General features: G+C 62.1%; 9 protein-coding genes. 2 read left to right on the top strand and 7 right to left on the bottom strand.

The genetic code is table 11. The features are described from left to right. Positions 1-15: 15 nt before the first annotated feature. A complete protein-coding gene (locus tag UB48_RS24840; protein WP_045201720.1) occupies positions 16-1,026 on the top strand; it encodes a YafY family protein in 1,011 nt (336 codons plus the stop codon). Positions 1,027-1,031: 5 nt separating this feature from the next. Here the strand turns inward: UB48_RS24840 and UB48_RS24835 are convergent, their stop codons facing one another. The 7 genes from UB48_RS24835 to UB48_RS24805 all read right to left on the bottom strand — a co-directional run bounded on the left by UB48_RS24835 (position 1,032) and on the right by UB48_RS24805 (position 9,866). After that, positions 1,032-1,898 (bottom strand): ABC transporter permease, encoded by an 867-nt coding sequence (locus tag UB48_RS24835; protein ID WP_045201718.1) that lies wholly within the window; start codon positions 1,896-1,898, stop codon positions 1,032-1,034. A gap of 14 nt (positions 1,899-1,912) precedes the next feature. After that, positions 1,913-2,776 (bottom strand): ABC transporter ATP-binding protein, encoded by an 864-nt coding sequence (locus UB48_RS24830; protein WP_045201715.1) that lies wholly within the window; start codon positions 2,774-2,776, stop codon positions 1,913-1,915. Positions 2,777-2,780: 4 nt separating this feature from the next. After that, positions 2,781-3,800 (bottom strand): ABC transporter substrate-binding protein, encoded by a 1,020-nt coding sequence (locus UB48_RS24825; protein ID WP_045201713.1) that lies wholly within the window; start codon positions 3,798-3,800, stop codon positions 2,781-2,783. 18 nt (positions 3,801-3,818) lie between these two features. Next, positions 3,819-4,718 (bottom strand): TauD/TfdA family dioxygenase, encoded by a 900-nt coding sequence (locus UB48_RS24820; RefSeq protein ID WP_045201711.1) that lies wholly within the window; start codon positions 4,716-4,718, stop codon positions 3,819-3,821. Between the two features lie 248 nt (positions 4,719-4,966). Then, positions 4,967-6,328, bottom strand: a complete 1,362-nt coding sequence (locus tag UB48_RS24815) for an HlyD family type I secretion periplasmic adaptor subunit (protein ID WP_176794307.1) — start codon at positions 6,326-6,328, stop codon at positions 4,967-4,969. A 1-nt stretch (position 6,329) separates the two neighbouring features. After that, entirely contained in the window at positions 6,330-8,486 is a 2,157-nt protein-coding gene (locus UB48_RS24810) for a type I secretion system permease/ATPase (protein WP_045201708.1), read from the bottom strand. 42 nt (positions 8,487-8,528) lie between these two features. Further along, positions 8,529-9,866, bottom strand: coding sequence for a TolC family outer membrane protein (locus tag UB48_RS24805; RefSeq protein ID WP_045201706.1), 1,338 nt, complete (start codon positions 9,864-9,866; stop codon positions 8,529-8,531). 347 nt (positions 9,867-10,213) lie between these two features. Here UB48_RS24805 and UB48_RS24800 point away from each other — a divergent pair. After that, positions 10,214-13,280, top strand: a 3,067-nt coding sequence (locus tag UB48_RS24800) for a retention module-containing protein (RefSeq protein WP_045201704.1), incomplete at its 3' end; no start/stop codon positions are given.

The following is a 13,280-nucleotide window of genomic DNA, read 5'->3' as shown; positions in this document are numbered from 1 at the left end:
CAAGGACGCCACCTTTTGCCCTCCGCCACGACACGCGCCACCCTCAGCCGCCAATGGGAGTTGCTGCGCCAGTTGCCCAGCCGCTCACCGGGCATTACCAGTGCCGAGCTGGTTGGCCGCCTGCAGGACGCAGGATTCACCATCAGCAAGCGCAGCATCGAACGCGATCTCAACGAGCTTTCGCTGATTTTCCCGCTGGAGCGCAACGACAAGAGCATCCCGTACGGCTGGCACTGGGCAGCCAACGCCTGCATTGAATTGCGCGGTATCAGTGTCAGTGAGGCGCTGAGCCTGGCGCTGGTGGAAGAGGCGGTACGCCCGCTGTTGCCGGGGAGCATGCTCAAGGTGTTGGACCCGCGCTTCAGCCATGCCCGGCAGAAACTCGAACACCTGTCGGGAGCGAACAAGGTGGCGCGCTGGCTGGACAAGGTCGCCAGCGTACGCCCGGACATGAACATGCAGGCCCCGGAAGTGCCCGACAGTATCCTCGAGACCGTGCAGCATGCGCTGCTTGAGGAATACCAGCTGCACTGCCAGTACTACTCGGCGCACAACGACAAGCTCAGCGAACTGACCCTCAACCCGCTGGCGTTGATTCAGCGCGGCCAGGTCAGCTACCTGATTGCCACCGCTGCGCCCTATACCGACATTCGCCAGTTCGCCGTGCATCGCTTTCGCAAACTGCGCATTCTCGACAGCCCCACCGAAGGCCTGCGCGCCTTCGACCTGCAAGCGTACCTGCGCAGCGACGCCCTGCAGTTCGGCGATACCGACAAGATCGAACTGCAGGCCTGGATCAGCGACAACCTCGCCCGCCTGGTGCGCGAGACGCCGCTGTCGGCCGATATGCACCTGACCCCGCTGGACGCCGGGCACCGCCTCAAAGCTACTGTCAGCAACAGCTGGCAGTTGCGCTGGTGGCTACTGAGCCAGGGTGACGGGCTGATCGTCGAGCAGCCCCTGAGCCTGCGCCAGCAAATTGCCGAAACCCTCAACAATGCCGCGGCGCAGTACCAAAGCGCCTGAGCCGCTCAGCGCTGCATGCCCCAGCGGCGCACAGTGATGCGCTCCAGAGAGTTGAACACCAGGCTCTCGACCAGCAAGCCGATCAAGATCACCACCGCAAGGCCAGCGAACACCTTGTCGGTGTACAGCTCGTTGCGGTTCTGGAAGATGTACCAGCCCAGCCCGCCCTTGCCGCTGGTGGCGCCGAACACCAGCTCGGCGGCGATCAGCGTGCGCCAGGCAAAGGCCCAGCCAATCTTCAGCCCCGAGAGGATCGACGGCAGCGCCGCCGGAATCAGGATATGCACGACCAGGCGCAATCCGCGCAGGCCATAGTTGCGCCCGGCCATGCGCAGGGTTTCACTGACGCCAAGAAAGCCGGCGTAGGTATTCAGCGCCAGGGCCCAGAGCACCGAATGCACCAGCACAAAGATCAGGCTGTTGTCGCCCAGGCCGAACCACAGCAGCGCCAAGGGCAGCAAGGCAATCGCCGGCAAGGGGTTGAACATCGAGGTCAGGGTGCTGAGCAGGTCGCGGCCGAACTGGGTCGACACCGCCAGGCTGGTCAGGCCAAAAGCCAGAACGATGCCCAGTAGGTAACCCTTGAGCAGCACCACCAGTGACACCCCAACCTTGGCCAGCAACTCGCCGCTGAGCAGGCCGTCGTACAGGGCCGCGGCGGTTTGTAAAAAGCTCGGCAGCAGCAGGTCGTTGCCCTGATAGCGGGCGATGGCTTCCCAGGCCAGAGCCAGCAGAATCAGGATCAGGCCCTTGCGCAGCCAGCCCTGTTGCCAGAGGCGCTGGCCGAGCGGCAATTGGCGCTCAAGCGGAACGCTGAGCAACGGTTCGAGAACCACTTCGTATTCCTGACGCGGCGTAACAATCGTGGTCATGGCAAAACTCCCGGTCAGTAGGCAATGCGAATGTCGGCGAAACCCATCGCCGGGTCGTGCTCGACCTGGGCATCATCGTCGAACAGCAAGCGGTGGATACGCCGCGCCGAGGCCTGGAAATCACTGGCGCCAAGGCTTTGCAGGTTGTACTGGTGGCTATGGATTTCAGCGCGTACCCGGCCCGGATGGGGCGACAGCAGGAGGATGCGGTTGCCGACCACCAGCGCCTCTTCGATCGAATGGGTAACGAACAACAGGGTGAAGCGCACCTCTTCCCAGAGCAGCAGCAGCTCTTCCTGCATCTTGCGCCGGGTCAGGGCGTCGAGGGCGGCGAAGGGTTCGTCCATCAGCAGGATCTTTGGCTGCATGGCCAGCGCCCGGGCAATCGCCACGCGGGCTTTCATGCCGCCCGACAGGGTATGCGGATAGGCATCAGCGAAACCCGCCAGACCGACCTTTTCCAGGTAGTGCAAGGCGCGCTGTTCTGCCTCCTTGCGCTTGAGCGTGCCCGAGGCGAGCAACGGGAACATTACGTTGTGCTTGACGGTTTTCCACGGCGGCAGCTGGTCGAACTCCTGGAACACCACGATGCGGTCCGGGCCCGGGCCCTGCACGGCCTGGCCCTGCAGGCGGATCTGCCCTTCCCTGGGCTCGATGAAGCCGGCCACCGCCTTGAGCAGGGTCGACTTGCCGCAGCCCGAAGGCCCGAGCAGGACAAAGCGGTCGGCTTTGTCCACTTCGAAACTGACCTGATGGGTAGCCCGCACCACGCGCTGCGCGGTGCGGTATTCGAGGCTTACGTTATCCACCTGCAGCAGCGGCGGCGTGGCGACGCTGCTCAGCTTGCTGACCGTGTGGCCTGGCAATGGGGTGTTCATCCGGTCAGCTCCCTTGCAGCGGTTTCTCGTCCTGGAAGAAGTAGTCTTTCCAGGATTCGGGTTTGTGCTTGATCGCGCCCACGCGGTAGAGGAACTCGGCCAGCGGGTAGGTGTTTTTTGGCGTCACGCTGAATTCGTACTGCGGGTTGTCGATGATCTTCAGCAACGCCTCGCGGTCGATCTTGGCCTTGGTCACGCGAATGTAGGTGTCAGCTGCGGCGGCCTTGTCGTTCTGGGCAAACTCGGCGGCTTCGGCCAGAGCATCAACAAAGGCTTTGTAGGTCTTGGGGTTGTCATTGCGGAATTTTTCGGTGGCGAACAGCACGGTCGGCGAGTTCGGGCCGAGCAGGTCGTAGGTGTTGAGCACCACGTGCACGTCCTTGTTGGCCAATACCTGGTCCTGGAACGGCGGGTTGGAGAAGTGCGCGTTCAGCTCGGTGCCGCCGGCCAGCAAGGCTGCGGTGGCATCCGGATGAGGGACGGCCAGGGTGTATTTGTCGAGGCGGTTGTATTCCTTGTCGCCCCACTGCTTGGCGGCGGCGTACTGCAAAAAGCGCGACTGCACCGAGACACCCACCGCCGGCAGGGCGATGCGGTCTTTCTCGCTGAAGTCGGCGATGGTCTTGACCTTGGGATTGCTGCTGACCAGGTAATAAGGGAAGTTGCCCAGCGAAGCCACGGCCTTGACGTTCTGGCGGCCCTGGGTGCGGTCCCAGATGGTCAGCAGCGGGCCGACGCCGGCACCGGCGATGTCCACCGAGCCTGAGAGCAAGGCGTCGTTGATCGCAGCACCGCCCGACAATTGCGTCCAGTCGACCTTGATGTCGATGCCCTGCGCCTTGCCGTGTTTTTCGATCAGGTTCTGATCGCGCACCACGTTGAGCAGCAAGTAAACGATGCCGAACTGCTCGGCAACGCGGATTTCACCTTCGGCCTGGGCCGTGGCCGGCGCCACCAGGCTGCCGGCGAGCAGGCTGGCACCCAGGCCGATACTGGCCGCCAGGCGGCTGATTGATTTGCGCATGCTGTACTCCTCGAAAGATCAGAACGGGGCATCGCCCTGGATGGTGGTGCGGTACAGCTTGCGGCGCAGGTGCGCAGGGCAGCCGCTGGCCAGGTGGATCAACGAGCGGTTGTCCCAGAACACCAGGTCATGGGGCTGCCATTGATGGCGGTAGATGTTCTGCTCGAGCACGCTGTGGGCGTAGAGCTCGGTCAGGATCTGCCGGCTTTCATCGTCGGGCAGGCCAACGATGCGGGTGGTGAAGCCTTCGCTGACAAACAGCGCCTTGCGGCCGTTTTCCGGGTGGGTGCGCACCACCGGGTGAATCACTTCCTGCACCTGCGCCAGTTGCTCGGCAGTCAGGGTCGGGCGCCAGTTGCCTTCGAACTTGGTCTCGCTGTAGCGAGCGGTATAGGAATGCGCGGCGCTGCGGCCTTCAACGGCTTTGCGCAGGGCCTCGGGCAGGCCGTCCCAGGCTTTGTGCATGTCGGCGAACAGGGTGTCGCCGCCTTCGCTGGGCAGCTCCTGGGCGTGCAGCATCGAGCCCAGGCTTGGCAGTTCCTTGTATGACAGGTCCGAGTGCCAGAACTTGCCGGCGTCGCCCAGGCCAATGTTCTGCCCGTTCTCGACGATGTTGGAGACGATGAGGATTTGCGGGTGGCCGCTGAGCAGGAACTGCTTGAGCACGTGGATCTGCAGCTCACCAAAACGGCGGCTGAAGGCGATCTGTTGTTCGGGGCTGATGCGCTGGTCGCGAAACACCAGCACGTGGTGGTCGAGATGAGCCCGGTGGATCCGGGTGAAATCTTCGCCGCTGACGGGCTTGCTCAGGTCCAGGCCGATGATCTCGGCGCCGACGGCACCGCTGAACGGCAGGATTTCGAACGCTTGCTGCTGTGCGCTGTCGATGGACGACAAGGCGTTAGAGGCCGCTGACATGATTCACTCCCACGCAGAGCGCGCCCAAAGGTGCGCGCATCGATCAGAAACTCACGGTGTTCCGTGTTGATTCGGTCGTGCGGCGCGCCGATTGGTCGGCAGGTACGCAGGGGAGTGACTATAAAGTCATAAGAGGAAGAATTTAAATATCTTTAGTGCATAAGCATATGGTGAGCTTCAGGGCCTCATCGCTGGCAAGCCAGCTCCCACAAAGTCCAACTGTGGGAGCTGGCTTGCCAGCGATGCTTTTAGCGCTCGCGCAGCGCTTCGGCCCGGGCGCGGATGATCGGCTTGAGCAGATAGCTCAGCACGCTCTTCTTGCCGGTGATGATGTCCACCGAAGCGACCATCCCCGGGATGATCAACAGCGGCTTCTCGTCGGTGCCCAGGTGGCTGCGCTCGGTGCGCAGCTTGATCACGTAGAAGGTGTTCTTGTCTTCGTCGGTGATGGTGTCGGCGCCGATCTGTTCGAGCTTGGCCTTGAGGCCGCCGTAGATGGTGAAGTCATAGGCGGTGAACTTGACCATCGCCTCCTGCCCCGGGTGCAGGAAGGCGATGTCTTGCGGGCGGATGCGCGCTTCGACCAGCAGGGTGTCGTCCAGCGGGACGATTTCGACCAGGTCGCTGCCCGGCTGGATTACACCGCCAACGGTGTTGACCAGCAGCTGCTTGACGATACCGCGCACCGGCGAGGTCACCAGGGTCCGGTTGACCCGGTCGTCCAGGGCCTTGCCGGTGGCCTGGGCCTTGCTCAGGTCGGTGCGCGCCTCGTTAAGCTGGGTCAGGGCTTCGCTGCGGAACTTGCCGCGGGTCTCGTCGATCTTGCGCTCGACTTCCTTGATCGCCGATTCGGCCCGCGGGATCGCCAGCGAGGTGGCATCCAGCTGGCCGCGGTTTTCAACCTCGGCACGCTTGAGGCGCAGCACTTCAACCTGGGAGATTGCGCCCTGGGCCACCAGCGGCTCGGACATGCTGATTTCCTGGCGCAGCAGTTGCAGGCTGTTGCGGTACTGGCCCTGCTTGGAACTGAACTCGCGCAGCTCTTGCTGGCGCTGTACCAGTTGCTCCTGCAGGCCGCCGATTTCGTCTTGCAGTTGCTGGCGACGGCTCTGGTACAGGGATTCTTCGTTGGCGGCCTGGCTTGGCGCAGCCTTGCGGATTTCTTCGTCGATCTTCAGCGGCCGGTCTTCAACCTCGGCGCTCAGGCGCTCGACGCGCAGGGCCATGGCCAGGCGATCAGCCTCAGTCTCGCCGACATTGGAGACAAAACGGGTGTCGTCCAGGCGCAGCAGCGGGTCACCGACTTCGACGATCTCGCCTTCTTTGGCGTAGATCTGCGCGACGATGCCGCCTTCCAGGTTCTGGATCTTCTGCAGTTTCGACGACGGAATCGCCTTGCCTTCGCCACGGGTAACTTCGTCGATAATGGCGAAGTTGGCCCAGAGCCCGAGGAACAGGAAGAATCCGATTACCCCCCAGATGGTCAGGCGCACGATGCGCGGCGCATCTTCGATCAGCGCCTTGTTGACCTCGGGCAGCGGCTGGCCGCTGAGCGATTCGGAACCTTTGAAATACCTGCGCAGGCTGTCCTTGATCTGGCCCATATCCATCTTAAGCAACACTGATCTGCCCCTTCTTCAGCGCATCCATGACGGCGGCTTTCGGGCCATCCGCGACTATCTGCCCGCGATCGACAACGATCAGGCGGTCGACCAGTGACAACAGCGAAGCCCGGTGCGTCACCAGGACCACGGTCTTGTTCTCGATAACTGCTTGCAGGCGTTGCTTGAGGCGTTCTTCACCGGTGTTGTCCATGGCGCTGGTCGGTTCGTCGAGCAGCAGGATCTGCGGGTTGAGCAACAAGGCGCGGCCGAGGGCGACGTTCTGCCGCTGGCCACCGGAAAGATTCTGGCCACGCTCGCCGACCTGCAGCTCGTAACCTTGCGGGTGCAGCCGGGCGAATTCGTGAACCCCGGACAGCTCGGCCGCCTGCAGGACCATTTCGTCCTCGACATAGCGCGCACCGCTGACCAGGTTGTCGCGCAGGGTACCGGCCAGCAGCTGGATGTCCTGGGGCACGTAGCCGATGTTGTGGCGCAACTCGCTGACGTCGATCTGGCGGATGTCGACGCCATCGACCAGCAACGAGCCGGCATCGGCTTCATAGAGGCCGACGATGAGTTTGGCCAGCGAGCTCTTGCCCGAGCCGCTGCGACCGATGATGCCGATTTTCTCGCCGGGGCGGATCGACACATTGACGCCCTTGAGCGCCAGGTTCTGCTGGTTGGGATAAGTGAAATCGACGCCGCGAAACTCGATGGCGCCCTGCAGTACCTGACGGCTCAGCGGGCGCTCTTCGAAGTTGCGCTCTTGCGGCAGCTCCATCATCTGGTCGGTGGAGACCATGGTCACCTTGGCTTGCTGGTAACGGGTCAGCAAACCGGAAAGCTGGCCTAGTGGGCCGAGGGCCCGGCCACTGAGCATGTAGCAAGCGATCAGGCCGCCCATGCTCAGGTTGCCGGCCATGATCTGGTAGACGCCGGCACAAATCAGCGCCACGCCGGCCAGTTGCTGGATCAGCAGGGTAATGTTCATCGCCAGGCCCGAGAGCACCTTGACCCGCAGCTCGAGGCGGCTGAGGGTGCCGATGGTCTGCTCCCACATGTACTGGCGTTCGCTTTCGGCGTTGTTGACCTTGACCGCATCGAGCCCGGCGAGGGTTTCGATCAGGCTCGACTGGCGCTCGGAGGCCAGGGCCATGGTCCGCTCCAGGGTCGCCACCAGCGGCTTTTGCAGGGCGTAGCCGATACCCAGGGCCAGCGGGAAGGCGATGATCGGAATCCACACCAGGTGCCCGCCAATGATGGCGATCACCAGCAGGATCAACAGGGTGAACGGCAGGTCGATGAGGCTGGTCAGGGTCAGCGAGGCAAGAAAATCGCGCAGGCCCTGGAATTCATGAATGTTCTGGGCAAAGCTGCCGACCCGTGCCGGCCGGTACTTCATGGCCATGCCGACGATGCGTTCGAACAGCGTCGCCGAGATGATCAGGTCGGTCTTCTTCCCGGCCAGGTCCAGGCACAAACTGCGCAAACCCTTGAGAATCAGATCGAAGATGTAGGCACCGGAAATCCCCAGGGCCAGGACCCACAGGGTCGAGGTGGCCTGGTTGGGCACGACGCGGTCGTAGACGTTCATCACGAACAGCGGCGCGGCCAGGGCGATCAGGTTGATCACCAGGCTTGCGGCGATGGCGTCGATGTACAGCCAGCGGCTGCGCTTGAGGGTGTCACGGAACCACGAACGCGCACGCGGAATCAGGTTGCCGTGGTTGACGTCGAACTTGTGCTGCGGCTGGGCGAAGAACACCCGGCCACTGTAGTCGCTCAGCAACGCTTCGCGGCTGACGTGCACCTCGCCGCCGTCGCTCTCGCTGAGCAACAGGCGCGCGGTGTCCTCATTCTCCCAACCGAGCAACACCGTGCTGCGACCGTCCTTGAGCAGGAGCATCGCCGGCATGGCGATGCTCGGGATCTGCTCCAGCTTGCGTTGCAGCAAGCGCCCCTGCAGGCCGGCACGGGCCGCCGCACGCGGCAGCAGCTCCGGGCTCAGGCGCTGGGCAGGCAACGGCAGGCCGGTGGTCAGCATGGCCCGGCTGGCGGGCTTCTGGTGCAGCACGCAGAGAGACAGCAGGCTGTCCAGCAACGGATCGTCGTGCTGACTGCGTGGATCATGGCTGAGCTGGACTCGACTGACTTCTGATTCCACGCGGGCTCTCTTAACGGTTGCGGTTGGCTATAACAGTGAACCTCAGTTCATGCCTGGCAGGTTCACTTTCGGTTTAAGGTCGTTCTGCACCACGGAGGCCATCGGTGCGACAACACCCTGGCTCTTGAGCAGTTGACCAATGGTCGCTTTGATTCGGTACTGAGTAAACACTTGGCTGTTCTTCACTTCAGCCAGACGGCGCTGGGCAGTGAAGAGTTCATTCTCGCTGTCGAGCAAGTCTAGCAAGGTACGTTCGCCCAGGCTGAACTGCTTCTGGTAGGCGCTGCGCACACTGTTGCTGTGATCGACGTATTGCTGGGCGATCGGCACCTGCGCATTGGCGTTGTCCATAGCGTTCCATGCCAGGCCGAGCTCCTCATTGAGCTGGCGCAAGGCATTGTTGCGAATGTCCAGCGCCTGATTGGTCAGGTACGACTTGGATTCCAGGTCGGCCTTGTTGCTGCCGCCGGCATACAAGTTGAAACTCATACGCAGCATAGCCTGCCATTCGTTGTTGTGGCCGTTCATGCCATCCAGATCGTTATCGGCCGTCCGTCCGAGTTCTGCATCAAAACGCGGATAGAAAGTAGACTTTGCAGCCTCGTATTGCTTCTCCGCCGCGGCGATATCGGACTCTGCCGAACGCAGGATCGGGCTGCTCTCGACCATCTGCTGACGGGCTTCGTCGAGGTTGGCCGGCAACAGGTCGACAAACGGCGCAGGGCTGCTTAACTCGTCCGGCAACTGACCGACCACGCTCAGGTAGTTGGTCTTGGCATCGGCCAGGTTGGTCTGCTCGGTGATCAGGTTGTTGCGGGCCTGGGCCAGGCGCGCTTCGGCCTGGTCAAGGTCGGCCAGGCGGCCGACACCACGGGCAGTGCGCAGCTTGATCTGGTCATAGATGCGTTCGTGGCTGCGCAGGTTGTCTTCTGCCAGGCGGACCATCTCGCGACGGGTCAGGACGTCCAGGTAAACCTGGGCAACGGTCAACGCGGTGCGCTCGGAGGCGCCCAGCAGCGAGTAGGCGCGGGAGTTGACGGTGGCTTGCTGACGGCCAACTTCACTCGAGGTGGCAAAACCGTCGAAGACCATCTGCCGCAGGCGCACGCTCGACTCACCACGGTTGAGGGTTTCCCAGCGGTTGCCGGTGCTCGGGCTGTCGGTACCTTCACGGCCATAACCGGCGAGCACATCGACACGTGGCAGGTAACCACCCTTGGCGGCGCGCAGTTGGTAATCGGCAGCGATTCGGCTGTTGACCCCGGCCTGGATTTCCGGGTGTACCTCGAGGGCTTTCTGCATGGCCTCTGGCAGGCTCTGTGCTTGAACGAAACTGGTGGCGAGGACGAAAGGAAGAGCAGTGAACAGTGACGCGCGCATTTAACTTTTTTCCCAGGGACGTCTTGTCCCAAATCACAGCAGAAATCGTTGCTGCATTAGAAAATGGCAACCGGAATGACCTTATGTCGGAAACTTCCGAAGGGGTACTTGGTTCGTACGGAGGAAGAGTGGCAGCCGCTCAAATATCAATGTGACATTACGGTGCTGATTGTTTAGGATGGCAGCAGGAAGGTCAATACTTTGGCATAAACTTAATAGCCAACAGTTATCGACAATATATTGACGTCAAAAGCACCAAACATACTATTGAAACATTCCATCAGAAAGCGGCAATTCAGCGCCGGCTGGCATGGAAGCCAAATTGAACGGGTAGCCCGGAGAGTCCAATGAGCAGTGTTGTTGCCATCGTCAAAAGCATTGTTGGCCAAGTAATCGCCGTATCCCCAGAAGGGATTCAACGTGTACTCATCGAAGGTGACCGCCTGTTCGCTGGCGAGCAGGTGCTCACTGGCCTGGCCGGCGCCGTCACCCTGGAACTGGCCGACGGCCGCACCCTGGACCTGGGCCGTGACACCCAGTGGAGTGCCGAGGCCCCGGACAGCAGCACTGACCTGGCGGCAGCAACCGCCCAGGCTGCGCCTTCGGTCGAAGAGCTGCAGCAGGCCATCGCCGCCGGCGCTGACCCGACCACCGAACTCGAAGCCACCGCAGCAGGCCCGTCGGCCGCCGGTAGCGGCGGCGCGGCCGGTGGTGGCCATAGCTTCGTCATGCTCGACGCCACGGCAGGCTCGGTCGACCCGACCATTGGCTTCCCAACCGGCCCGATCGGCTTTGCCACCGGCGCTGCGACCCAGGAACTGGGCGGCCTGGACGATGCCAACAACCCCAACACCACCACGCCTACGCGCGAATCCGGCCTGAGCCTGAGTGCCACGCCGTCGATCACCGAGGCGGGTGGCGTAATCATCTACACCGCCACCCTGGGCCAGCCACCGCTGACCGACCTGACCGTGACCCTGTCCAACGGCCAGGTCATCGTCATCAGCGCCGGGCAGACCACCGGCAGCGTCAGCGTGACCATCCCGCCGAACGACACCGTGTACCTGGACGGCAGTGAAATCTCCGCGACCATCACCGGCACCACCGGCGGCGCGGGCCTGATCATCACCCCGGACACCACCCCGGCAGTGACCCAGATCACCGACACCATCGACACCACCACGGTCAGCCTGACGGCCAACCCGAGTGTCACCGAGGGCGGCGTGATCACCTACACCGCCACCCTGACCAACCCGGCGCAGACGCCGGTGACCGTCACCCTGTCCAACGGCAGCACCATCACCATCGGCGCCGGCCAGACCACCGGCACCGTTGATGTGCAGACGCCGCCGAACGACGTCTACAACAACGGCAGCAGCGTCAGCACCACCATCACTGGCGCCACTGGTGGCAACTTCGAGAACCTGGTACCGAACCCGAACCCGGCGGTCACCACCATCACCGACTCGATCGATGACACCGGCCTGAGCCTGAACGCCACCGGCAGCGTCGCCGAAGGCGGCTCGATCATCTACACCGCGACCCTGACCAACCCGGCCGGCACCCCGGTGACCGTGACCCTGAGCAACGGCGCGGTGATCACCATCGCCGCCGGCCAGACCGAAGGCAGCGTCACCGTGCCGGCGCCGAGCGATGACGTGTATGTCGATGCCGGCAACGTCAGCGTCAGCATCGACAAGGTCGATGGCGGCAACTTCGAAAACCTGGTGGTCAGCAACCAGCCGGCGGTCACCGAAGTTACCGACACCATCGATACTTCGACTGTCACCCTGACCGCGAACAGCAGTGTTGCTGAAGGCGGCGTGGTCACTTACACCGCTTCGGTTACTGCGCCGGTGACTGGCTCTGCGCTGGTTATTACTCTGGCCAATGGTCAGCAGATCACTATTCCTGTTGGTCAGAGCACTGGCTCGGTTGAGTTTGTTGCGCCGAACAACGTGCACACTACCAATCCGGACCTGACCAACAGCATCACTGGCACCACCGGCGGCAACTACGAGAAGCTGGACACTGCCGGTAATCCGGTGACTACCGTTACTGATGGTCCAGGTACTGATGACACTACCGGTCTCAAGCTGACCGCGACGGGTTCGGTTGAAGAAGGTGGTTCGATTGTTTACACCGCCACACTGACCAACCCGGCTGGCACCGAAATGAAGGTGACCCTGAGCAATGGTGAAGTCATCACCATTGCTGCGGGGCAGACTGAAGGCAGCATTACCGTTGCCGCGCCTGCCGATGACGTATACATCGATGCTGGCGAAGTCAGCGTCACTGTTACCGGCACCACTGGCGGCGACTTCGAGAAAGTTGCTGTAGATGGCACTCCGGCTGTAACGCAAGTTACTGACACCATTGATACTTCGACTGTCACTTTGACAGCGAACAGCAGTGTTGCTGAAGGCGGCGTAGTTACTTACACCGCTTCGGTGACTGCGCCGGTTACCGGTTCTGCGCTGGTTATTACTTTGGCCAATGGTCAGCAGATCACTATTCCTGTTGGTCAGAGCACTGGTTCGGTTGAGTTTGTTGCGCCGAACAACGTGCACACCACCAACCCGGACCTGACCAATAGCATCACCAGCACCACCGGTGGTAACTACGAGAAACTGGATACTGCCGGTAACCCGGTGACTACCGTTACTGATGGTCCAGGTACTGATGACACTACCGGTCTCAAGCTGACCGCGACGGGTTCGGTTGAAGAAGGTGGTTCGATTGTTTACACCGCCACACTGACCAACCCAGCCGGCACCGAGATGAAAGTCACCCTGAGCAACGGTGAAGTCATCACCATTGCCAAAGGCCAGACCGAAGGCAGCATCACTGTTCCCGCGCCGGAAGACGATGTGTACGTCGACGCGGGCGAAGTCAGCGTGACTGTCACCGGTACTACCGGCGGCGACTTCGAGAAGCTGGCTGTGGATAACACCCCGGCCGTGACTGAAGTCACCGACACCATCGATACTTCGACCGTCACCCTGACCGCTACCCCAAGCGTCACTGAAGGCGGTGTCGTCACCTACACCGCGTCGGTTACTGCGCCAGTGACTGGCTCCGCGCTGGTCATCAACCTGGCCAAGCAAATCACCATTCCAGTCGGCCAAAGCTCCGGCACCGTGGACTTCGTTGCACCAAACAACGTGCACACCACTAACCCGGACCTGACCAACAGCATCACCGGTACCACCGGTGGTAACTACGAGAAGCTGGACACTGCCGGTAACCCAGTGACCACTGTCACCGACGGTCCAGGCACCGACGACACTACCGGTCTCAAGCTGACCGCCACCGGCTCCGTCGCTGAAGGCGGCGACATCATCTACACCGCCACGCTGACCAACCCGGCTGGCACCGAAATGAAGGTCACTCTGAGCAACGGTGAAGTCATCA

It is taken from the genome of Pseudomonas sp. 2(2015), assembly GCF_000955865.1.
GTDB lineage: Bacteria > Pseudomonadota > Gammaproteobacteria > Pseudomonadales > Pseudomonadaceae > Aquipseudomonas.
Note: the sequence above shows the minus strand (reverse complement) of the source record. Positions and strands in the feature narration are given on the sequence as shown.

Excerpts from the sequence above, each read along its gene's own strand:
- UB48_RS24835 (WP_045201718.1), bottom strand. The coding sequence starts at position 1,898 with ATGACCACGATTGTTACGCCGCGTCAGGAATACGAAGTGGTTCTCGAA.
- UB48_RS24805 (WP_045201706.1), bottom strand. The coding sequence starts at position 9,866 with ATGCGCGCGTCACTGTTCACTGCTCTTCCTTTCGTCCTCGCCACCAGT.
- UB48_RS24830 (WP_045201715.1), bottom strand. The coding sequence starts at position 2,776 with ATGAACACCCCATTGCCAGGCCACACGGTCAGCAAGCTGAGCAGCGTC.
- UB48_RS24820 (WP_045201711.1), bottom strand. The coding sequence starts at position 4,718 with ATGTCAGCGGCCTCTAACGCCTTGTCGTCCATCGACAGCGCACAGCAG.
- UB48_RS24825 (WP_045201713.1), bottom strand. The coding sequence starts at position 3,800 with ATGCGCAAATCAATCAGCCGCCTGGCGGCCAGTATCGGCCTGGGTGCC.
- UB48_RS24815 (WP_176794307.1), bottom strand. The coding sequence starts at position 6,328 with ATGGATATGGGCCAGATCAAGGACAGCCTGCGCAGGTATTTCAAAGGT.